The organism is Advenella faeciporci (assembly GCF_014652395.1).
Lineage (GTDB): Bacteria > Pseudomonadota > Gammaproteobacteria > Burkholderiales > Burkholderiaceae_B > Advenella > Advenella faeciporci.
The window spans coordinates 1-22,136 of record NZ_BMYS01000028.1; the positions used below are offsets into that span (position 1 = coordinate 1).

Here is a 22,136-nt window from a genome sequence, read left to right on the forward strand (position 1 = left end):
ACGCTTGCCCACTCAGCCCGCCAGCCGTATTGCTGAACTGTTGCCGCATAATTGGCAACCACAGACAGCAATGTAAAAAAACAGGTTAAAGAAAACCGCTGTCAAGATGAGATGGCCGAACGCTTACTAGAGATCGACAATAACGCAGCAGAACGGGCATTACGTGGTGTGGCAATTGGTCGCAAAAATTATTTATTCCTGGGTTCGGATGCGGGCGGAGAACGGGCGGCCACGCTCTACAGTTTACTGGAGACCGCCAAACTCAACGGTATCAATCCAGAAGCCTACCTGCGCCATGTGCTGTCGGTGATTGCCGACTATCCGGTTAACCGGATGGACGAATTATTGCCCTGGCGAGTGCAGCTGTAAAAACCGCTACTTAATCCAGCACCTGTCAAGACGGTATTGGGCGAATGCTTACGAATCATTTACATTATCGAAAAAAGTGTTGCGCAACCAGGAAGCAAATGTCTGGCCTAATGGTAAATCTGTATCTAAATAACGGGCAGTAATTGCCTGACCATAAGGCTTGCCAGGTTCTTGCTGCCATGCAAGCCATGTATGCATGAGCACTTTAGAACCATGTGCCTTACTAAACCTTTTTTCGGGTAGTGCTGTAATGGATTCCTTGGCATGCCGATAGATAACATCTTTTTCTGGAATCAAAAACTGCAGAAAATCTTCCAACATACCTGAAAGTTTATTATTTGGCATTATCCAGATACCAACCTTTGGCAATAAACTATCAAGTGGCGGCATAAGAATAGTTCCGTTTTCGTCAGGCTTCTCTTTGACATTCAAATAACCTGCTGTTATCAACTTCAGGGTAATAGAATCCCATCTTGCCTGTAAATCTGTATCAGCATCTATAATCATGCCAAGTACAGAAATATCACTTTCCAGAAGCTTAACAGGTAATATTTTTAACAATTCTTCTATCCCTTCAGTCGGCGTAATAGCGTCTATTTTTCCAATCCTGAAACGACCACAGATATTTTTAACCACATATTCATCATCTTTGCCCTCTACCAGCAGAACTTTCTTTTCTGCCATATCAACGTACCTCAATCTCATGCAGGGTAGCAATCTCCAGTTCTTTTTCCTGGAAAATTGTTGGTAATACTTTATCGTTTTTTCGTGTTAAACGAATTAACACACCATCTTGCGGGCTATCGGTGGCAGCTTCCTGGAAAGCGCGTATACAATCACTGCTATGCGTAGTGGTGAATACTTGAATATTCAAGTCGCTTGCCAAACGGAAAATGGTTTTCCAGATAGAGGTTTGGACAGAATGATGTAGGCCATTTTCAAACTCATCAATTAAAAGAACGCCATTTTTTGCATTACATAAAGAAAGAATAATACCAAACAGACGATTCACACCATCGCCAAACGTGCGCAATGGAACAGGGGATTCAAAATTATCACTTTTAACGATGGCTGTACGAGGACGGCTGCGTGATGCACCGCTACCAACCATTGATACCCCTTGAATGCCAGGAGAAATCAGTTGCAATGCTTTGACAACTTCATCTTGTGCATTTGTTAATGCAATTGCATCCCATAATATGCCTAATTGCCCAGTGGTTCTAGAGCTGAAAGGGTCAAGGTAAATACAGCGAATTGTTTCGGATGTATCCTCTCTAAATGAGTTTAAACCTATGGAGCGCCTGGCTAAACTTGATATATCTATTAATGGAAATAAACGATGTCGATTGCCAGTTGTTATTTCCAGAGCGGGCATTCCGTTTAAGTCACCAAACAGATCTGGCGTAGTTGATTCAAAGCCTATTATTACTCCTCTACTGGGATCAGTTTGTTTGATTGCCCATGTTGCATTTATAGATAGCGATGCCATGTTAGATGGTATTTGGCCAGAAGCATTGATTGAAAACCCGGCAGTACCGTTACTGAAATCAGGGAATCCCGTGAATAAATTACGATAAGGGCCAAAATCACTTCCTAACAGCTCCCGTTCTGGGTCCAAGAACTCATTCGTTTCTTCACGGTAATTTAAGATGGCTTGAAGTGTATCTAAAGAACCGCGAGTTACAAGAATACGGATGGCTTCAAGCAAAGAAGACTTGCCTGTATTGTTTTTGCCAGTAATAAGGTTGACTTTGCCAAAGGTTGGGATAGTCAAATCGGAAAAACCTCGAAATCCGATAATGTTGAGGCTTTCAACAAGCTCTGTCATTTTGAAGATCTCCGCCCATATAGGGCTGTCGTGTAACCATAATTTGACTTATTATACAGACTCTCAAAGTATCAATGGCATTGTCTGTCGTGTCCAAGGTAAGCGTAAAGCAATATATTTGCTCGTTCCTATGCTGTGAACTGCGCCCCAAAAGTTGGGCATCAGTTCAAGCTTTAGGGTTGAGAGAGTTTGATTTTCTGGACACGAAGTTAAGAGAGAATGTGAAGAACTGACCCCATAAAGATAATAAGAATGATTGAAAATGGCCGTAATTTTGGTTTCCAAGTTTAGTGGAATCAAAAATAATGGCCATTGATATAACTATCACATGAACTGGTACTCATAAGGCTATTATGAGCGAAAGTACATTTTCAAAATCCGGGGCACCTGAATTCATGGGATTCAGTTCAATAGGGAATCCAATCCGAAATGAGAGCGCAATGATTTTCCTTTATATTCCTCCCGGAACAAACCTCGTTTACGTAGAATCGGCACTACCTCATTGGTAAATATTTCGAACTGCTGATTAATTACTGGAGGCATAACATTAAACCCATCGGCTGCCCCGCTACGGAACCAGTCTTCGATCAGGTCTGCGACCTGCTCCGGCGTACCCGCCACAGAAAGGTGGCCGCGCGCGCCCGCCAAACGCTTGAGCAACTGCCGCAAAGTCAGCCCTTCACGCAGACTGGTATCAACATAGCCTATGACGCGGCTCTTGGAGGCATCCACCTGGTTGGGATCTGGGAAATCATTACGTACCAGTTTCCTGTCCAGCGGTACACCAGAAAAATCGTGACCACTAAAGCGGGCAGACAGCCGGGCAAGCCCAACCTCAACGTTGGTCAGCTCATCCAGTTCCTCCCACACTTGTCTGGCTTCATACTCGGTTGAGCCAATTGCGGCACTGATGCCTGGCAACACGACAATATCTTCAGCCTTGCGCCCCAATCTGAGTGCCTTACTTTTTACATCCGAATAAAAAGCCTGTGCCGACTCTTTGGAACTATGCGCGGTAAAAATTGCTTCCGCCCACTTTGCTGCAAAAATCCTGCCTGCCTCTGACTGCCCTGCCTGCACGTAGACCGGTCGCCCTTGCGGGCCACTTGGCACATTCAACGGGCCACGTGTACGTACGAATTCGCCATTGAAATTCACCGGTTTGATCCGGTGCCCATCAAGAAACCGGCCTGAATCCACATTATCAAGGATTGCATCGCTAGGGAAACTACGCCATAGCGCATCAACCGCCGTGACAAACTCCTCAGCAATCCGGTAGCGGTTTTCATGTTCCACATCCTTAGCCAGGCCATAGTTAAGGCCTGCTTTCGGGGCCCATGAAGTAACGATATTCCACCCTACACGACCTTTTGAAATATGGTCCAGCGAGGCAAATTGCCTGGCCAAAGTGTAGGCGTGACTATAGGTGGTCGATGCCGTTCCTATCAAACCAATGTGCTCTGTCTTCCCCGCCAAAGCGGCAAGCAGGACAAGAGGTTCCAAAAAACCAGAAGAGATAGATTGCCCATTCTCCGGACCTACCAGACTGTCCGCAAGAAACACCGCATCGAACTTCGCAGTTTCTGCAATACGTGCAGCCTCAACGTACAGATCAAGATCGGTCAATGCCTTGTGGTTCGTTCCAGGATGGCGCCATGCGCCTTCATGGTGACCCCGCGGTGCGAGAAAAAGATTCAGATGCAATTGTCGATTCATACAGAAAATACCTATCAAAGAAATTCGGTTTCAACGCCCAAGCTTTGCAACAACCGTGTACGCAAGGCCATGAGCAAGGGGTGGTCGAGGCGACGCGGATGCGCCAGTGCCACGGCATGATCTTCGGAAATCTTTCCTTCCTTTAGGACTAAAATTCGATCCGCCAGCAACAACGACTCATCAACGTCGTGCGTAACCAGAATAACTGTTGGCTTAATGCGCTCAACCAGACGGAGCAGCAAGCCATGCATGCGCATACGGGTAAGCGCGTCTAATGCGCCAAAAGGTTCATCGGCCAGCAATACATCCGGCTCCCGAAGCAGTGAGCGTGCTAACGAAACCCTTTGTTTTTGCCCACCAGAAAGTGTGTTTGGCCAAACCTTAGCCTTATCATCCAAGCCAACTTTCTGCAGCATCTGCTTTACCGACGCTTTCGCCTGTACAGAATGCAATCCCAGCGTGAGGTTATCCTCCACATTCAGCCAAGGCAGCAAGCGTGAGTCTTGAAACAGCACGGAAACAGTGCCATTGATAATAGCACTGCCATTGCTGATGGCATCCTGATCCAGACCGGCCAAAGCCCGCAGCAGCGTGGTTTTTCCTGAACCCGACTCGCCTAGCAATGCTACGAATTGTCCTGCCGGAATACTCAGATCGATAGCATCCAGGATTGTTTTTTTATCAAAACCACGAGAAAATCTGTGTAATTGGATAGCATGCAAATTCGGCTCCCTCATCACGACCCCAACGACTTACGATAAGAAAGCACACGTCTTTCGATCGCGCGAACAATCGCATCAGAGAACAAACCCAACAACGCATAGATGATGATACCGACCACAATGATGTCTGTTTGTCCCCAATCCCGTGCGCGATTCATTAAATAGCCGATGCCTGTCTGGGTATTGATTAACTCCAGCACTACCAATGCTGTCCAGCACAGTGAAACTGCAATGCGCAAGCCGACGAAGAATCCCGGCAAAGCTCCAGGCAATGCCACTTTTCGAATGAACTCGCTTCGCGACAACCCTAAAGTTTGGGCCAACTCCACATGACCAATATCAATCCCGCGTAATGCAGCATGCATGTTGATATAGATGGGTACCAGCACCGCCGTGAAAATCAGGAAAATCTTCATCGTTTCTCCAATGCCAAGCCAGATAATCGCCAGAGGAATCAACGCCAGAGTAGGCACGGCGCGCTTAATCTGCACCAGGCCATCAAGCAAGACTTCGCCTGCCGTAGTCAGGCCGGACAGCAATGCAAGCAGGACGCCCGCCAGCACACCAAGAAACAGGCCTGTGTAAGCGCGCCCAGCGGAAGCCAGCAGGTGTGGCAGCAAAGACCCGTCCATTATCATCTGGTAGCCTGTCGCGATCGCTTGTGAAGGCGCGGTCAGCGTATCGGGAGAGAGCATCCCCAGGCGGGAAGCAGCTTCCCACAGCAGCAGTAATAGCACCGGTCCCGTCAGCAACATGCCTTGCGGCAGTCGCTTGGGAATCAGCCGTGACGCCTGTGGTTGAACAGACTCCGGATGCTCCGCATATTCTGCCGTGCGGGGAAAGAGGGTAATTAGAGTTGCATCAGCCATATTATTAGAATCCTATCGAGGTATGCTCATCTGTTGGATACGATGACACCATCGTAAGTGTCTACAAACGAACTTGAGGCATCAAACCTCTGCGGCAACGTGCCCGCTGAATGAAGTATGTCGATCAGTTTCTGGTGATGCGCCTGAGCTTCCGCTGCGGTCTGGAATACCAGCGGTGACTGAGAAGACAAGATAGCTTTAGTACTCTCGGCATCAACGCGTTGAAATCCCGTGTAGTAATGGCGCCCCCATTCTTCGGTATTCGCATTGCTCCAGACTCCTGCACGCACGAAGGCCGCAATAAACTGGCGTATGGCATCGGCCTTTTCAGCGTCCGCCAGAGCCTCTGGACGAGCATAAAGATAAGAAGTGCTAGGTAGCAACGTACGCTCAAGAGGATCAGGCACAGGCGTGGCATTAATCTGTCTGGCCAAACGTGTAACATGAGGCTCTGTGAGAACGGCAACATCCACGGCATTGGCCCGTAAAGCATCGCTCAGTTCAGCTACGCGCAAATTCACTAATTCCACATCTTTCAGACCAAGCCCAGCACGATTCAACGCTTCGATCAAGAAGACTTGCCGCCCGGAACCTTCAATATAACTGACACGCTTGCCACGCAAGTCACTTAATTGCTTAATCTCCGCACCATCCCGACGCACCAGCCGGTATTGCGCTTGTTCACGTGTAAACGTGGCGATGATTGGCAGAAATACGCCTGCTGCACGAGCCTGAATCGGCGGCGTGTCTCCAACATAGGCTATATCCAGCGCGCCAGCGCGAATGGCTTCTAAAATCGCAGGACCACCCGAAAAATTTGGGAGCTCCAGATCAAAACCGATATTCTTACTCTCCCCGCTTGCTTCCAACAAGTTGCGAATCAGTTCGCTCTGATCAGCCACGACCAGTTTCGTTTTTGAGTTTTCAGAAGCCCATGCCTTGCCAAAGACTCCTGAGGTCACAGTTATGAACGTTGCCGATGTCGCCAACAGAAAATTTCGCCTTTTCACGATTCAACCCCATCAATTTTGATAAGGATCAATATTAGTATCGACGTCTGCCAACATAAAATACAAATTTGCTATTTGCAAATAATAGACTTGCTATCTTCAATTAAGAATGGATGATAACGGTCAAGCACTTGCTGCTCGGCAGGGCCCCTTCCTGAAAAACCTGTTCCACAGCGTCAACAATTGGCTGCCACCGGCAAAGATTTCAAATCGGTGCATTTGAATGAACTGTTTGAACAGGATGCCAACCGCTTTGAACATTTTCATGTACGGTTTGACCAGGTGGTGTTTGATTACAGCAAGCACCGACTGGACCGCAAGGTGCTGGGCAATTTGATTGATTTCGCCCAGGCCCGGGATTTGCCCGGCTGGATAAAGCGGCTGTTTTCCGAAGAGCCCATCAATTACACCGAGCAGCGCAGCGTGATGCACTGGGCACTGCGCCTGCCCGAACAAAACAGCTTCCCTGCCCTGGCTCGACAGGTACACGAACAGCTGCAGCGACTGTTTGCATTGGTAGAAAAAAATCCATGCAGGGCAATACCGGGGCGCTACCGGCGAAGTAATCCAGGACGTGGTGAATATTGGCGTGGGCGGTTCAGACCTGGGCCCGCTCATGGTCTCTCATGCACTGGCCGATTTCAAACAGGCCACGGTCAAGCCCCTGAACCTGCATTTCGTTTCCACCATCGATGGCAGCCAGCTGTCCGAGCTGCTGCACCGGCTGCGCCCCGAAACCACACTGTTCATTATTTCCTCCAAGTCGTTCAGCACGATTGATACGCTATCCAATGCGCAAACCGTACGCTTGTGGCTGGAAAAAACCCTGGGGCAATATCCGCAGGTACTGAAACACCATTTTGTGGGGGTATCCACCAAACCCGAAAAAATGACCGCCTGGGGCATTGCCCCCGAAAACCAGTTCCTGCTGTGGGACTGGGTGGGCGGACGCTATTCATTATGGTCATGCATTGGCCTGCCCATTGCCTTGACGGTGGGAGTGGAAGGCTTCAAACAATTCCTGGCCGGCGCCCATGCCATGGACCGCCATTTCCAAACCGCCCCTTTCAACCGCAACATTCCGGTACTGATGGGCCTGATTGGCGCATGGAACAATAATTTCCTGGATATCCAGACCCATGCCGTATTGCCCTATGACGGGCGCCTGAAATATTTTGCTTCTTACCTGCAACAGCTGGAAATGGAATCCAACGGCAAGTGTGTGCAGCGTAATGGGCAGGAAGTCAGTCTGGATACCTGCCCCATTATTTGGGGTGAAGTGGGCCCCAACGCCCAGCACGCTTTCTACCAATTGCTGCCTTTGCTGAACGGGGAAGAAAAAGAGGTTTCCGGGCTGGATGGCTCTACCCGGGGGTTGATTGAGGTGGTGCTGGGGGGGTGACCTTGTTGATACGATTGTGCTGGCTTGTATCAGTTCAATCCGTTCACTATGACCGACTGAATGATAATTACCGACCTTGATATAATTTTATCAAATTACCCAAAGGCTGCTCATTGAATTTTGGATCTTCAAGCAATACTTTTGTACACCAGTTCCCATAATCTTCCGGGTTCAAGAAGTTTTTCTTCTTTAAAACCTGTTTGATTTTGGTTTTACATGCAGCGGAAAGAACAGGAACAGGTTTACTCAGCAATTCAAGGAACAGCCCTTCTACGCAAGGTTTGTTTCCTATCAAAACGACTCCCTGTTGTTTTGCCTGTGTTACAAGCTCTTGAGGCCAAGGTATATCCGTATCCATAACAACGGCAACTTTATCATAATCAGCCGTTCTGCAGCAGCGTTGTGCATGGTCAAAAACATGCTCAGGCCCTTTGCCATGTGCATTTTTAACAGTTACCTTGACGGTATTTTTCCCTTGACGGTATACACGTTTCAAATAGGTTAAAAAGGCGCATTCAGTCTCACCCTCTCCGACCACTAACAACGTTTTTCTTTGCTGGATTTTTTTTCCCATTGCTATATCTCCGGCACGCCACCATAAGCACCGGCCATATACTTGGCATAAAAATTATCATCCGAACGTACGCCCTCTATATCGTCCAAACGCCAGGCATCGGTATTTAAATCCTTGTTCTTTTCAACCAATATAATTTGCTCTTTATGCAGCATATTCAAAATTTCATGACTGTGCGTTGAAAAAATGATTTGGGCATTATACGGATTTGTAATAGGTGAAAAAAACAACTCCAGGATAGCTGCCAGCATATGCGGGTGCAGATCGCTTTCCAGTTCATCAATCACGGCCAGGCCACCAACTTTCAGAATAGGCAGAACTTTGCCCAGCAACACAAAAGCGGATTTGGTACCGCCAGACTCTTCCAACAATATCAACTCGTAATCTTTACCTGCTATACGATGCCGGCCAAATGGCAAATATATGGTTTCTTTCTTTCCATCGGCATCAGTCACCTTGTGTTCTTTAATCGTCACACCCGACAAACCCAAATCCCACTGGGAAAGCAAGCGACTCATTTGATCTTTAATTTCCTTTTGCTGATGAAAAAGGACGGCAGCATTTACCAACTGGGTTGAAGCATTAAAATTGTATTTACCCAGCATTGTCAGGTTAGTTTCAATATTTAATCGAGAAAACCGCAAGGCAAGAGGCTGGTTATATTGTGCGGCTGTAGCAATTAACGAAGCGTTTTTTCTTACCTTTTCTGCCTCTTTTTTATCGAAATCAAAGTCCTCTTCTTTCAGTTTGATTTGATATTTTTGACCAGCCTCATCCCAATCCCGTTTAAAAACATAAACGAAACGATAACCTTTCCGGTATAAAGACTCGTGCAACACTTGTTGCTTCGTCAATACCAAACGATATTCCCAAATATTTTCATCTATTTCAAATTCGGCTTCCATTTCCACCGGTTCATGAGGGTTTGAAAAATGTGGGGAAACAGGAATTTCCTCATCAGGACCCAATCTCATGAAAGAGTCACCGACAAACCAGTCCAAAAACGCCAAAGATTTAAGTATATTTGTTTTACCGCTTGCATTGGCACCCACAAAAGCCAAAACCTTGCTTGCCTTTTTCTCGTCAAGCGTAGGCATAGAACGAAAATCCACGGGTGTTTTCGCATTCAGCAGCAAAGAAACTTCCAATTCCTCTTTTATGGAATAAAAATTCTTGAGTCGTAGTCTTCGCAACATAGGTTTACCTTGCTTGTAAATTTAACTAAATCCACCATTTATTTATTGCGAAACAATAAAATAAACAAAAATTTGTTGATTTTATTGTTTAATGATAAATTTATCCCCAATTAAATCATAAAAAATAACAAATCTCAAGGAGGATGTTTTGATTCAAGCTATTTCGTTGCAATAGTCGTAATCTAAAATTTTGCTTTTCACATGTTTGGCGGGCATGTTTACCAAGCTTGCAGCAAGAAATTGCTGCATTTTTCGCAAATCAACACTGGGGACCATACCGGCATTCCTAAGAATCAACAGAAAAATAGCCAAGAAATACTTGAGCCCCGGCATTCATGCAACTATCAAAAACCCTTATTTGTCAGTAGCGTTTGGAGTCAGTTCACAGCGTGGGAACCAGAAAATTAACACCCCTCCTGAATGAAAATCCATTTCAAATACCTCATAATTCCCCGATCGGGAAATTCATATATCAAAAGACTACATAACTCCATTTATTTCCTGTTCGGGAAATATAGCTTGCACAAAATCCAATTATGCTTAATAATTTCCCGAACGGGAAACTAAATAAGCCATGATATTAATACACTCACCCCAACAACTCGGCCATGCGCTGCGTACTGCGCGCAAGCAACTTGGTTTAACACAACCCCAGTTAGCATTGGCAGCCGGGGTTGGTGTACGTTTCATTGTCGAGCTGGAAGCGGGCAAGCCCACCGTGCGACTGGAAAACGTATTACGGGTTATTGACGCCCTTGGGGGAGAAATTCAATTGAACGGATTACCCCCCATAACCACCCACCACCAAATTGAGGGCGGTAACAATGACACATGAGCTGGAGGTCTGGCTTTACGCCGATCATATTGGTACCCTGCAACTACTCAATGGACGCCTGAGTTTTTCTTATGCACCCAATTGGCTGACGCATTCTGATGCTGTTGCCTTGTCCGCATCACTTCCTTTGCAAGCAGAATCGTTCAACGACTTGAAAACACGCCCTTTCTTTGCCGGCCTTCTTCCTGAAGGGAAAATGCGCCATCTGATTGCACAGCAGTTCCAGGTTTCTAGCCAAAACGATTTTGCACTGCTAGATTATATTGGTGGCGAATGTGCTGGTGCCGTAACGTTCCTTGAACCCGGACAGGTTTTGCCTGTACCTAAGCATAACAATGAGGTTCAATGGCTGAACGACAAGGAAGTGCTGGCTCTTCTGGAAGAACTTCCACATCGCCCCATGTTGGCTGGAAAAGACGGTTTGCGCCTCTCCCTAGCTGGTGCTCAAGACAAATTACCTGTAGTTTTCGATGGAAACCGCATAGGCCTGCCTCTGAATGGCACACCAAGCTCTCATATCCTGAAACCAGCTATCAACGCCGTTGAAGACAGTGTCATCAACGAAGGTTTTTGCATGACACTGGCTGAGACGATGCAGCTTAAGCCGGCAAAATCAAAGATTCACTTCGTTTTGAATCGTTCATTTCTGCTTGTTGAGCGTTACGATCGACTCATCAATGCACAAGGTCATCGATTACGCGTTCATCAAGAAGACTTCTGCCAGGCACTTGGCGTAGTACCCGAAATAAAATACCAAAATGAAGGTGGGCCCGGTTTTATCCAATGTTTTGAATTGGTACGACAATCAACGCGCCCCAGCGCTCCTCAAGTTTTGCGTTTACTCGACTATATGATTTTCAATACCCTGATCGGCAATCATGATGCGCACGCCAAGAATTTCTCTTTACTGTACAGTGACAAAAGTCCTGTTCTGGCACCGCTCTACGATACGCTATCAACCGCCATATATCCAGCATTGACACCAAAGATGGCAATGAAAATAGGTAGCAAGTACAAGTTTAGTGAAGTCCAGGCCCGGCATTGGGATCAATTTGCAGACAGCGTGGGTATAAGCAAAGCACAAACCAAACAACGCATTCTGGCGCTGGCAAAATCACTGCCAGATACAGCGCGCAAGCTCCAATCCAATCCAAACTACAATTTTTCCAACAATACCATAGTTGAACGAATCAAAGCCCTCATTGACCAACGCTGCGCCCTGACGATCAGGAGACTCACCAACACCACGACTGAGTTTTAATAAAAAAACACCTCTAAAATGCTGGCCATCCCCATTTCCACCGATATTGATTAAAACTCAGACTTATCAAGCCGAAAATCATCATAAATATCCAATTTTTTCATAATGTATGGCAAAACCTGATGAATAACCCTCATTCCGGTCAAAAGCTCATTCATATAAATATCAGGATGAATACGGGATTTAAGTATACCCAAGCTTTTGGCTTCAGCATCATGTCCCAAAGCATCATGATCTTGATACACAAGGTCCAACAGTTCAGCTTCAAGAGGCAAACCTGCCTGAAAAACCGAGTTTTTAATAATATTAATTTTTGATTCCACACTGATTAGTGTTTTACGCTTAAAGGACTGAAAATCAGGAGCAAATTGAGGATCAATTTCTATTTTGCAGGCAGCAAGTTCCAATAGTTCATACGTAAGCTTACCGTCAAGCGCACAGTTCGTAACTATAGACTTCTGCTACCAACTGTCGTTTAAATTCACTGGGTGGTAAGTATCTCAGTGATTCATGAGATATTTTGGTACTCCCCCCATTTTTGAAGAGCTATGCGCAATCATTCAAAAAACCATTGGCGTGGCTGACCCACTTCCCCCTCTGGCAGGCAACCCTTTATAATTGGCTTAAACAAGCCAAGTCAGAAGGACACCCTGTGTCAAACCAGTTGTCCGAGACTTCATGTATGTCAACTATCCTGCCAGAGAGGGCTCCCACGCAGGAGCATGGGAGCCAGGAAACTGTAAAATAAGTTCCAAACCATGGTCAATTAAAACATAACTGTTCCGCAATCAACACTTTGTGGAAAATTATGTTTTTTATATCTGTTCCAAATAAAATGTATAAAAAACCAAGAGGTAAATAGTTCAATGCCTAACAATCAACCGGCCCATAAATTGAAAGTCATTTTGCACGCGCCAACAGGCAATGCGTTGCAACGTGCGCGCAATAATGCCCGTAACCTGAAAAAAGCAACGCCTGATGCTGAAATACGCATCATTGTTAATGCCGAAGCTGTCACCACCGCTTTGGATACTGTAGAAGCCGATACAGACATGATGACTTGGGTCTGTCCAAATACACTGGCAAAGTTAAACAGGGAATTACGCACCCCCCTTACTTTATTGCAAAGCCCTGCAATTCTTGAACTGGTTCTCATGCAGCAATCCGGCTGGACTTACATCCGGGCATAAAAAAGGCCAAAATTCCATACCTCACTGTCCCTGAACGTATGATCATGAAAGGTCAATTAAAGCGCCGGGTGGCATGACACGAAACCCGCAATTAGCCATGACAACATACTTGTTCCCATGCTCCCGCATGGGAACAAGCAACAACCTCACACAATTACTTGGTAGCTGGTTTTATCTCGTAGCCAACTTCCTCATTCGTCTGTTCCACCTCATACAGCGCTTCTTCATTTTCCGGCGTAATGCCATTGCGTTTTTGCCAGCCCGCAAACCAGGCTACAAAAAACGGAAGAACGAAGGCGGTAGTCACTACGGCTGCGGCAATCTGTGCTGTTGCGGCATCTTGCACTGCCAAGTAAGTGGGGTCCAAAGAGGCAACAACAGCAGGTGTCGCAATCGCATTACCCGCAACACTTGCTTCAGAGGCGGCAGAAACCATGTTTCTGGAGGGTTTGGGGTGACGGCGAACCACATGCCAGATATACAGGGAAATAATCGCGGCACCACCCGAGATCACTGCCGTTGCAATGCCCAATAAAACCCCAATGGCTCCTTGGCCCAGCAACACCTCCAGATTAATACCTGCTCCAATCGCAAAAGCGGCAAATGGAATAATGAGTTTTTCACCGGGAGCTAAAAAATTACGTGCTATCGTACTGCTGTTTCCAAGAATGAATCCAAAGATCATTGGGAAAATAGCGGCAAAAAGAGCCATCAGGGGGAAAGCGGCAAGACCGGCAACGCCCAATGCCACCAGGGTAAGGAAAGGACCATCATTGATCGACAGAATGGAAATGGCCCCCTTATCTGTCTTGTTGCCAAACTGGCTGGTCAGGGCTACATACAGTGAACCGTTTGAGTTGGACATCCCGGCAATAATAGCCAGTGGAAGCAAACCAAACAGCACGCCATCCGGAGCAAAAAAAGCAACGCCAAGTCCGAAAATGACGGCTATGCCAAATTTTGCCACAAGTAAAACGATTCCCTTTTCCACAGAGGGCAGCGCCGAGCGAAAACTGATTTGAGAACCTACGGACAGAAAGAAAAGCCCGATTAAAACAGCCAGCCCATTCTTGAACAGTGCGGTTGTAAAGCTGCCAATATTCAATACTTCAGGTGCGAAAGTATTGAATATGACGCCAAGAAATAAAGGCACAATCATCAATGCACCAGGTATTTTTAAAACCTTAAGCAGAACCCTGTCAAAGCCTGTGTAGTTTTCCATCTTGTCTATCCTTTTGTGTTTATTTTAAAATTTGATATTTATCGCATGAACATGCTTGGTGCTTTTTTAGCCCTGATCGCCACCACCAGAAGGCAGCACCGATCCTGTAATGTATGAAGCCTCATCTGAAGCCATAAATAACAGCGGGGCAACCATCTCATCGATGGTTCCGTAACGGCCAAAATAGGTACTGTCTTTTGTTTGTTCTATGATTTCCTGATACCAAATCTGATCCTGCTCGGCAAGATCTGATGGATTACCCAATGGATTCCTTGGTATGCGACGTGCAGGCGCCTCTGTGCCGCCAACAGCAACAGCCACCACACGAACGCCTTTAGGGGCAACCTCCATGGCCAGGGATGCTGTTAAAGCATTCACGCCACCTTTGGCCGCCGCATAAGGAACACGATAGATACTTCGGGTGGCGATAGAAGAAACGTTCACAATAACCCCGCGCTTTTTTTCCACCATGTAAGGCAGTACCGCACGGCAGCACCAGAGCGTTGGAAATAAAGACCGGTTTACTTCATCCACAATGTGCGAAGGCTCATATTTTTCGAAGGGTCTTGTCCAGATTGTTCCGCCAACGTTATTGAAAAGAATATCGATTTGGCCATAATGCTCAATCGCATGAGCCGCCATCTTTTCTGCCCCTTCGTAGGTCTCCAGATCGGCTTCGACCCAGGAAACTTTTGCATTGCTGTCGTTATTCTTGATTTTTTCAGCCACGTCTTTAACAAGAGATGAGCGGTCTACCAGCACCGTTGTGCCGCCTTCTTGCGAAACTCTTGTTGCTACACCTTCACCAATACCCTGAGCAGCACCAGTTACAATCACTACCTTATTAGCGAATCTCATTACTCACCTTTAATCCTTAATACTTATGTTTATTTCCATGAGAAATGTTTTTGATTTAAAACTGAGGGACAAGCTTAGTAGTGTTTTCCCAAACACGTCTAATACCATAAAGATCCGGATCCATACCTTTAAGATATAAGTTAACTATTCAGCATAAAAATCAAGTATTTATATTGATAGTTGGATTTTGAATACAGGGTTAACACTAACCTCCCTTGATAAGATAGTTGTCACCCCGTAGCAACCTTTTACGCGCCGCTTGGGAATCAGGAACTACTGCACACTCATACCAGTTCCCACGCTCCCGCGTGGTAACGAGTAACCCAACAAACACCAATTGCAAATTACGCTGGCATTTTTAATGGTTTTGCATATACTATGCCGAAACGATACCCCATAAGGAAACTCATACTCGTTTCCACGCAGGAGCATGGAAACCAGGAAAACGACACCCCCTAAGGAAATTCATCATGAAGAAATATCTAGTTGCCTGCTTACTGGCTGCGACTGCAACCACGACCACGGCTTTTGCCGAAACATTCTCGGGACCACTGATTGCCGCGTTTTATATGGAAACCATGTCCACCCCCAAAGGCTGGGAGCTTTCTTATAAAGGCAAGGAAGGCCCGGTACAGGTTTTTACCATGCGAAGAGACCTGGACGCCTACCCGCAAACGGCAATCATGTCACCCATTGACCAAATGCGACGGGTCATGTGCGGCGATGACACCCTGAAAGACATGATGAAAAATGGACTTAAGGTAAGGGTTGATGCAAAGGATAAAAAAGACGGCAAGGTAAAAACGGTCAAAGGACCAATACTGTCATCATGCCCTAGTTACTAAAAATCATCATGCCCCTCGCCAATACTGCTGATTGCACCGGGCGAAACCAGGCCGTTGGGTGATTGTTGCCATTCAAAGGTGCCGTAGGCCAATACGGTTGCCAGTATCAGGATGGCCAGCCAGCCGCGGTTGTTTTTAACCAGATCCGGTCCGGCGCCCTCAACCCTGCCAGTCAGCATGGGGCTGGCCTGGTTTTTTCGACGCAAAAAACTCAAACCAATAATCAGGCCCAAATGCGTCAAAACCACCATCAGAAACGCTTCGCCCAAAAACTCATGCAATTCTTCCAGCCATTCACCCCCCAGAAAATCGCTCCAATCGTTATAGGTGCCATAGCCACTTAGTGTTAGGGGAATGGTCATCAGCAGTAACAGGATAATCGCCAACGCCATCAGCATGTTCTGGCCTTGCCGCCAGTTCATGCCTGCCACAGACGGACTGCCTATTGCGCTACGCAGCCACTGGGGCGCATTGGACACTTTATTCCACAACGATTTCAGGCTGACTTGCCGTGGGCCAAACAGGCCGTACACAATCCGGAAAACCAGCAGCCCTGCCATGGTGTAGCCCGAGGTAACGTGCAACAGCCGCCATTGCTCGCCTTCGGCCGTCAGGTAGGCAATCAGGAAACTGGCGGCAAACAGCCAGTGAAACATGCGGGTGGGCGCATCGCTAACGCGCCGGGTTGGCCGGTGAGTGGCCTGGTTGCCATGAGAAGATGAAAGGGTTTGCATAATACGCTCATGTCCTTTAATTAATCATTCCAGGCACGACGGGAACGGCTGTCCAGTCCGGCCGGAAACTTCAGGTTGTCATCATCAAAACTGCCTCTTTCAGCACCGGTATGGCAGGCGGCACAATTGGCCGCACTTTTTACACTGTCCAGTCGCCATACATCGGGCCGTATTTCCCTGTGTTTACGTACAAACCATTTTGAGCGGGTAATCCTGTTTTCGGGTGGTGCTTCGGCCACCCGTTTGTAAGTGCCTGCCTGACTTTCCAGCCACAGGGTCAGTTGCTTAACGGTTTCATCATCAAGCGACGCATCCGTACCATAGTGGTCCTCCAGGTTTCCCATCATTTGCCGCCATGAACTTTGGGGCAGCAGGCCGGGGGGATAGGCAATATGACAGGCAGCACATTCTTGCCTGTAAGACTGGGGGGTTTGAATGGGCATTAATTGGTCGCTATCAGCCATGGCACTGGACATCGCAGTCAGGCAAAGTGCTGAAGACATCAACATGAATTTAAGCGGGTTGACGGTTTTCATCAGGTGGCTCCATCAGGTTCCAAGGGTAAAATTACGGTTTCAGACTTATCAGATAGGCAATCACATCGGCCTTTTCAGCTGCGGTGCATTCCCGGCTAAGCACATCCTTGCAGTTGCGACGAAACCATTTGTTGATTTTGGCCGTATCGGTAAACGCCTTGTCGTTGGCGGCCGGCGCCAGAGGCGGAATGCTTTTGCCAGTATTGGCATGGGTACCTGTTTTTACCGGTGGGGCACCGTGACAAGAGGCGCAAGACCATTCCTTACCATGTTTCTGGTTGAAAAATATTTTCCCGCTTTCTGAACTGCCAGCGGCTCCGGCTTGCGTGCTCCAGTGCTGAAGCTGCGCCTGCGGCGTAGTGTCGGCTGCGTGCGCACTCTGGAACATGAGTGAACCTGTCAGCACCAAAGTGGTGAATGCCAGGCTGTTGAGGATGTTTGAACGTAAGTTGGGCATGGTACTGATTTCCTGATGTTATGTTACGGTATGCATTCCCACGCGGGAGCGTGGGAACTGGCATTTCCTGATATTGCAAATACAAAATTGATTGATTGAAGCCAGTGTAGTGTTAGCAGCTTGAACCTGTTCTGAACGGCTTGTTCATCTGGCGTTCATGTTGGCGTACGTGCTCTCGCACTCGTTCCCACGCTCCCGCGTGGTAACGCACATTTCCCGATGTTGAAATTAAGGTTCCCACGCAGATTAAGGCTCCCACGCAGGAGCATGGGAGCCAGAAAAAAACCAACAGAAGCTTCCCATTTGTTGTTTTACCCAATGAAGCGCAAAAATCCAGTTAAAATCAAACAAACCCTGACAAACGTCTGTAAAGACACGGTATTATCATTGATACAACAACAAACAACCCATAGCCCAATACCAAAACCATTTACGCATACCAAAAACATAAGCAAACACATACCAACAACATAGTCAAATTCAACCCAATAAAAACCTTCATGATTAAAAAAGCCATTCTTCCCGTTGCCGGTTTAGGTACCCGTTTTCTTCCTGCCAGTAAATCCATTCCAAAGGAAATGGTCACGGTGGTAGACCGCCCCGCCATTGAATATGTGGTTAAGGAAGCGGTTGAAGCGGGGATTGAACAGATTATTCTGGTCACCCATTCGGCCAAAGCCTCTATTGAAAATTATTTCGACCGCAATTTTGAGCTTGAAACCACACTGGAACAGAAGAAAAAGTTTGATATCCTGAAGGAGATCACGGACATTCTGCCGCCCAATGTAAGCGTGATCAGCGTGCGCCAGCCCCAGCCACTGGGCCTGGGACATGCGGTTTTATGCGCCCGGGCGGTTACCGGCAATGAGCCGTTTGCCGTGCTGTTGCCCGATGTACTGGTTAAAAATGCGTCTGGCAAGAATGACCTGTCTTTAATGATTCAACGCTTTGGCCAATCTGCGGCTGCGCAGATTATGGTCGAGTCGGTGCCCCAGGATATGGTGGACCAGTACGGGATTGTGGATGTTGCCAGTACCCCTGCCGAAGGGGAAAGCATTGCCATGCAGGGCATTATTGAAAAGCCCCCCGTAGGTTCGGCACCTTCAAACCTGTCTGTGGTGGGGCGCTATGTATTGCCGGCGCGCATCATGCAATTGCTGGCTGTTACCCCCAAAGGGGCCGGCAATGAAATCCAGCTGACCGACGCGATTGCCCTGTTGCAAAAAGAAGAAACCGTTGAGGCCTATCGCATGAAAGGGCAAACCTTTGATTGCGGCAGCAAGCTGGGTTATTTGAAAGCGGTGTTGCATTACGGCGTGGCGCACCCTGCTTTGGGTGAAGACTTCAAAAGCCTGATTAAAGCGCTGGCAATCTAGGCGCTTAATCCCTAACAGGACTGGAACAGGAAGAACCAATGAAAGTGGCCATTTTCGGAAAAACGCTTTACGCCGGGGTGATGGCGGCCCTGCTGGCCGAGTGCGGACATCAGGTGTTTTGGTGTGATGCCAGGCAATATGAGCTGTTCAGGCAGCATTTCCCTGATGAAAGCGTTAACCGCTTGCTGGAAAAGCAGTTTGCCAGCGGTTTTCTGGCGTGTAGTGAGTTGTCTGCCCTGCCACTGGATATCGATGTGTATTTTTTCAGTTTCAGTCCGGCAGAAGAGGCGGCCGGTCTGGCGCTGTTGCATGAGCTGGCGCAGCGCACAGTCATTCATCCCAAGCTCATGATTAACGCTTCCACCTTAGGCCTTCATGGTACCAGTCGGCTTAGACAGGTGTTACCCGTTGATGACTGGATTTATCTGCCCGATATCATTCAGGAAGGCAAGGCACTGAACAGTTTCTCGCAGGTAACGCAGCTGATTGTGGGCTGTACCGAGGCAACCGTACAGAAAAAAGTGCGTGAATTTTTACGTCCGCTGTTCCCCCGCGAGCAGCAGTATTTGTTCATGCCCGTGCTGGATGCCGAATTCACCAAGTTAAGCATTTCAGGCATGTTGGCTACCCGCATTAGCTATATGAATGACCTGGCCGTTGTCGCTGAAAAGCTGGGCATCGATATTTCCCATGTTCGCCAGGGCATGGCGGCAGACAGCCGTATTGGCGCCGCGTATTTATACCCGGGTGCCGGTTTTGGCGGAGACAATTTCTCTCACGATATTTTAACGCTGTCCGATACAGTGTCTGACACTGGGGTAAAAAGCCGCCTGCTGGCACAGGTCTGGGACATTAACGAGCAGCAAAAAGAGTTGCTGTTCAGAAAACTGTGGAATTATTATCACGGTGATCTGGCCGGTAAAACGGTGGCCATTTGGGGCGCTTCGTTTAAAGAAAACACATCCAATGTGCAGCAGTCACCGGTTCATGTCATGCTAAAGGCCTTGTGGGCCCAGGACGTCAAGGTAAAACTGCACGACCCGCAGGCCCTGCCTGAAATTGCGGCCCTTTATGGCCAGCGCGATGATTTGGTGTTATGCAACGATCAATATGAAGCCGTCAAGAATGCGCATGCCCTGTGTTTGCTAACCGCCTGGAAACAGTACTGGAGCCCCGATTACAAGAATCTGCTTCAGCATATGCAGCATCCCCTGGTGCTGGATGGCCGCAATATTTATGACCCCGAGTATGTCAAGGCGCAGGGCTTTGCCTATATGGGGGTAGGAAGATAATGAGTCACCGTATTCAACGTTTGCCACTAAACGATACCCAATCCGTGCTGGCCGGTTTAACCGAAGCCGGCCAGCAGTTCCAGTCGGTTCATTTGAAGGATTTGTTTGCCCTGGATGCAGAACGTTTCGCGCGTTTTCATGTGCGGTTTGATGAGGTTGTATATGATTTCAGCAAACACCGCCTTGATCAGAAAATACTGAGCCGTTTGATTGATTTTGCCCATGCGCAGGATTTGGCGGGCTGGATCAGACGGCTGTTTTCTGAAGAAGCCATTAATTACACCGAGCAGCGCAGTGTGATGCACTGGGCCTTGCGCCTGCCCCAAAATGATGCCAGCCATCCGGCGCTGGCGCAGCAGGTACATGAGCAATTGCAGCGCATGTTTGCCCTGGTTGAAAAGATTCATGCGGGCCAATACCGGGGTGCTACCGGTGAAGTCATCCAGGATGTCGTCAATATCGGCGTGGGCGGCTCAGACCTGGGGCCTTTAATGGCTTCACATGCCCTGGCCGATTTCAGGCAGACAACCGTAAAGCCGCTAAACATGCATTTCGTCTCCACCATGGACGGCAGCCAGCTGTCTGAACTGCTGCACCGGCTACGCCCTGAAACCACCCTGTTCATTATTTCTTCCAAGTCATTCAGCACCATAGATACCCTGTCCAATGCACAAACCGTGCGTTTATGGCTGGAAAAAGCCCTGGGACAATATACCCAGGTGTTGCGACACCATTTTGTGGGCGTTTCCACTAAACCCGAAAAAATGACCGCCTGGGGCATTGCTCCCGAAAACCAGTTCCTGCTGTGGGATTGGGTGGGTGGACGCTATTCTTTATGGTCGTGCATTGGCTTGCCGATTGCCCTAACCATTGGGGTGGAAGGCTTCCGGCAGTTTCTGGCGGGTGCCCATTCGATAGACCGGCATTTCCAAACCGCGCCTTTCGCGCAAAACATTCCCGTATTAATGGGCCTGATTGGCGCATGGAATAATAATTTCCTGGATATCCAGACCCATGCCATGCTGCCTTATGATGGCAGGCTGAAGTATTTTTCCGCTTACCTGCAGCAACTGGAGATGGAATCGAATGGCAAATCCATTCAGCGAGACGGCCAGGCGGTTAGTCTGGACACCTGCCCGATTGTTTGGGGCGAAGTGGGTCCGAATGCCCAGCATGCGTTTTACCAATTGCTGCACCAGGGAACGCATGCGGTCAGTTGCGATTTTATTGCCCCCGTCAAGCGCTATAACGCCAACCAGTTTACCTATGCCGAAAATGCCGGGGCCCTGGTGGAACAGCACCACCTGGCCCTGTCCAATTGCCTGGCCCAGTCCCGATTGCTGGCATTTGGCAACCAGGCGCTGGGGGCCGATGTCGTTGAATCATTACCCGCTTACAAGCAATATGAAGGCAACCAGCCCAGCAGCACGATTTTATTAAACGAACTCAACCCGTACAGCCTGGGCATGCTGATCGCGATGTATGAGCATAAGGTGTTTGTACAATCGGTCCTGTGGAACATCAACCCGTTTGACCAGTGGGGCGTGGAAAAAGGCAAGGAAATTGCCAACCAGCTACTGCCGATATTGAATGGTGAAGGCGGTGAGATGGACGGGCTGGATGCATCTACGCGAGGGTTGATTGAGGTTTTGCTGGGGTAAGAAGTGCGCAAACCCGGTTCCCACGCAGGAGACACGAAGCGGTTCCCACGCAGGAGTGAACTGACCCCAAAAAGTTGGACACCCATTCAACTTTTAGGGGTCTTTTCAATGACAAAATATGATTTGCCGTTCAAAATCAAATTAGTCCAAGCGTATCTATCCGGCCAGAGTGGCTATCGCCTC

22 protein-coding genes and 2 pseudogenes are annotated in these 22,136 nt (G+C 47.9%); 10 read left to right on the top strand and 14 right to left on the bottom strand.

Going from position 1 to position 22,136, the window contains the following annotated elements:
• Positions 1 to 126: 126 nt before the first annotated feature.
• Positions 127 to 369, top strand: a pseudogene (locus tag IE074_RS13745) (transposase domain-containing protein); the annotation flags it as partial.
• 48 nt (positions 370 to 417) lie between these two features.
• On the opposite strand, the gene IE074_RS13750 reads toward IE074_RS13745, so the two are convergent.
• The 6 genes from IE074_RS13750 to IE074_RS13775 all read right to left on the bottom strand — a co-directional run bounded on the left by IE074_RS13750 (position 418) and on the right by IE074_RS13775 (position 6,514).
• A complete protein-coding gene (locus IE074_RS13750; RefSeq protein ID WP_189386024.1) occupies positions 418 to 1,053 on the bottom strand; it encodes a DUF3226 domain-containing protein in 636 nt (211 codons plus the stop codon).
• A 1-nt stretch (position 1,054) separates the two neighbouring features.
• The gene (locus tag IE074_RS13755) at positions 1,055 to 2,197 is read right to left on the bottom strand and encodes an AAA family ATPase (RefSeq protein WP_189386025.1); all 1,143 of its coding nucleotides are present in this window, start codon (positions 2,195 to 2,197) and stop codon (positions 1,055 to 1,057) included.
• Positions 2,198 to 2,599: 402 nt separating this feature from the next.
• On the bottom strand, positions 2,600 to 3,913 hold the full coding sequence (locus IE074_RS13760; protein WP_189386026.1) for an LLM class flavin-dependent oxidoreductase: 1,314 nt from the start codon (positions 3,911 to 3,913) through the stop codon (positions 2,600 to 2,602).
• Positions 3,914 to 3,927: 14 nt separating this feature from the next.
• On the bottom strand, positions 3,928 to 4,650 hold the full coding sequence (locus IE074_RS13765) for an ABC transporter ATP-binding protein (protein ID WP_189386027.1): 723 nt from the start codon (positions 4,648 to 4,650) through the stop codon (positions 3,928 to 3,930).
• The gene (locus IE074_RS13770) at positions 4,650 to 5,504 is read right to left on the bottom strand and encodes an ABC transporter permease (RefSeq protein ID WP_189386028.1); all 855 of its coding nucleotides are present in this window, start codon (positions 5,502 to 5,504) and stop codon (positions 4,650 to 4,652) included. The genes IE074_RS13765 and IE074_RS13770 overlap by 1 nt, the downstream gene beginning before the upstream one ends.
• Positions 5,505 to 5,530: 26 nt before the next feature.
• A complete protein-coding gene (locus IE074_RS13775; RefSeq protein WP_189386029.1) occupies positions 5,531 to 6,514 on the bottom strand; it encodes an ABC transporter substrate-binding protein in 984 nt (327 codons plus the stop codon).
• 321 nt (positions 6,515 to 6,835) lie between these two features.
• Between IE074_RS13775 and IE074_RS15000 the strand changes: the two are divergent.
• Together IE074_RS15000 and IE074_RS13780 are read left to right on the top strand one after the other, a co-directional pair.
• Positions 6,836 to 6,919 (top strand): annotated as a pseudogene (locus tag IE074_RS15000) (hypothetical protein); the annotation flags it as partial.
• A 121-nt stretch (positions 6,920 to 7,040) separates the two neighbouring features.
• Positions 7,041 to 7,916: a phosphoglucose isomerase-related protein gene (locus IE074_RS13780; RefSeq protein WP_344984962.1), complete on the top strand. Its 876-nt coding sequence runs from the start codon at positions 7,041 to 7,043 to the stop codon at positions 7,914 to 7,916.
• Positions 7,917 to 7,983: 67 nt separating this feature from the next.
• On the opposite strand, the gene IE074_RS13785 is transcribed toward IE074_RS13780, so the two are convergent.
• Positions 7,984 to 8,490, bottom strand: a complete 507-nt coding sequence (locus tag IE074_RS13785; protein ID WP_189386030.1) for an RloB domain-containing protein — start codon at positions 8,488 to 8,490, stop codon at positions 7,984 to 7,986.
• Positions 8,491 to 8,492: 2 nt separating this feature from the next.
• Entirely contained in the window at positions 8,493 to 9,686 is a 1,194-nt protein-coding gene (locus IE074_RS13790) for an AAA family ATPase (RefSeq protein ID WP_373297825.1), read from the bottom strand.
• A gap of 574 nt (positions 9,687 to 10,260) precedes the next feature.
• Here IE074_RS13790 and IE074_RS13795 point away from each other — a divergent pair.
• On the top strand, positions 10,261 to 10,521 hold the full coding sequence (locus IE074_RS13795; protein ID WP_189386032.1) for a helix-turn-helix transcriptional regulator: 261 nt from the start codon (positions 10,261 to 10,263) through the stop codon (positions 10,519 to 10,521).
• Entirely contained in the window at positions 10,511 to 11,782 is a 1,272-nt protein-coding gene (locus IE074_RS13800) for a type II toxin-antitoxin system HipA family toxin (protein WP_189386033.1), read from the top strand. The genes IE074_RS13795 and IE074_RS13800 overlap by 11 nt, the downstream gene beginning before the upstream one ends.
• 50 nt (positions 11,783 to 11,832) lie before the next feature.
• Here the strand turns inward: IE074_RS13800 and IE074_RS13805 are convergent, their stop codons facing one another.
• A complete protein-coding gene (locus IE074_RS13805; RefSeq protein ID WP_189386034.1) occupies positions 11,833 to 12,189 on the bottom strand; it encodes a hypothetical protein in 357 nt (118 codons plus the stop codon).
• 459 nt (positions 12,190 to 12,648) lie between these two features.
• Between IE074_RS13805 and IE074_RS13810 the strand changes: the two genes are divergently transcribed.
• Positions 12,649 to 12,972, top strand: a complete 324-nt coding sequence (locus IE074_RS13810) for a DsrE family protein (RefSeq protein WP_189386035.1) — start codon at positions 12,649 to 12,651, stop codon at positions 12,970 to 12,972.
• A gap of 154 nt (positions 12,973 to 13,126) precedes the next feature.
• Here the strand turns inward: IE074_RS13810 and IE074_RS13815 are convergent, their stop codons facing one another.
• Both IE074_RS13815 and IE074_RS13820 read right to left on the bottom strand, forming a co-directional pair.
• Complete coding sequence (locus IE074_RS13815; protein ID WP_189386036.1) at positions 13,127 to 14,194, bottom strand: 2-keto-3-deoxygluconate permease; 1,068 nt, start codon at positions 14,192 to 14,194, stop codon at positions 13,127 to 13,129.
• A 66-nt stretch (positions 14,195 to 14,260) separates the two neighbouring features.
• Positions 14,261 to 15,052 carry a 1,6-dihydroxycyclohexa-2,4-diene-1-carboxylate dehydrogenase gene (locus IE074_RS13820; protein WP_189386037.1) on the bottom strand — a complete coding sequence of 264 codons (792 nt, stop codon included), beginning with the start codon at positions 15,050 to 15,052 and terminating at the stop codon, positions 14,261 to 14,263.
• A gap of 470 nt (positions 15,053 to 15,522) precedes the next feature.
• Between IE074_RS13820 and IE074_RS13825 the strand changes: the two genes are divergently transcribed.
• Positions 15,523 to 15,897 carry a hypothetical protein gene (locus IE074_RS13825; protein ID WP_189386038.1) on the top strand — a complete coding sequence of 125 codons (375 nt, stop codon included), beginning with the start codon at positions 15,523 to 15,525 and terminating at the stop codon, positions 15,895 to 15,897.
• On the opposite strand, the gene IE074_RS13830 is transcribed toward IE074_RS13825, so the two are convergent.
• Genes IE074_RS13830 through IE074_RS13840 form a run of 3 tightly spaced genes read right to left on the bottom strand, consistent with a single transcriptional unit; the run spans position 15,894 to position 17,624 of the window.
• Positions 15,894 to 16,631 (bottom strand): cytochrome b/b6 domain-containing protein, encoded by a 738-nt coding sequence (locus IE074_RS13830; RefSeq protein ID WP_189386039.1) that lies wholly within the window; start codon positions 16,629 to 16,631, stop codon positions 15,894 to 15,896. The genes IE074_RS13825 and IE074_RS13830 overlap by 4 nt on opposite strands.
• 20 nt (positions 16,632 to 16,651) lie before the next feature.
• The gene (locus tag IE074_RS13835; protein ID WP_189386040.1) at positions 16,652 to 17,167 is read right to left on the bottom strand and encodes a diheme cytochrome c; all 516 of its coding nucleotides are present in this window, start codon (positions 17,165 to 17,167) and stop codon (positions 16,652 to 16,654) included.
• Positions 17,168 to 17,198: 31 nt separating this feature from the next.
• The gene (locus tag IE074_RS13840) at positions 17,199 to 17,624 is read right to left on the bottom strand and encodes a DUF1924 domain-containing protein (RefSeq protein ID WP_189386041.1); all 426 of its coding nucleotides are present in this window, start codon (positions 17,622 to 17,624) and stop codon (positions 17,199 to 17,201) included.
• Between the two features lie 500 nt (positions 17,625 to 18,124).
• On the opposite strand from IE074_RS13840, the gene galU reads away from it, so the two are divergent.
• From galU to pgi, 3 genes are read left to right on the top strand one after another with little or no spacing between them, the layout of a single operon-like run.
• Positions 18,125 to 19,000, top strand: coding sequence for a UTP--glucose-1-phosphate uridylyltransferase GalU (gene galU / locus IE074_RS13845; protein WP_189386042.1), 876 nt, complete (start codon positions 18,125 to 18,127; stop codon positions 18,998 to 19,000).
• A gap of 38 nt (positions 19,001 to 19,038) precedes the next feature.
• On the top strand, positions 19,039 to 20,292 hold the full coding sequence (locus IE074_RS13850; protein WP_189386043.1) for a nucleotide sugar dehydrogenase: 1,254 nt from the start codon (positions 19,039 to 19,041) through the stop codon (positions 20,290 to 20,292).
• Positions 20,292 to 21,953: a glucose-6-phosphate isomerase gene (pgi, locus tag IE074_RS13855; protein ID WP_189386044.1), complete on the top strand. Its 1,662-nt coding sequence runs from the start codon at positions 20,292 to 20,294 to the stop codon at positions 21,951 to 21,953. Before IE074_RS13850 ends, pgi begins: the two co-directional genes overlap by 1 nt.
• Positions 21,954 to 22,136 lie beyond the last annotated feature (183 nt).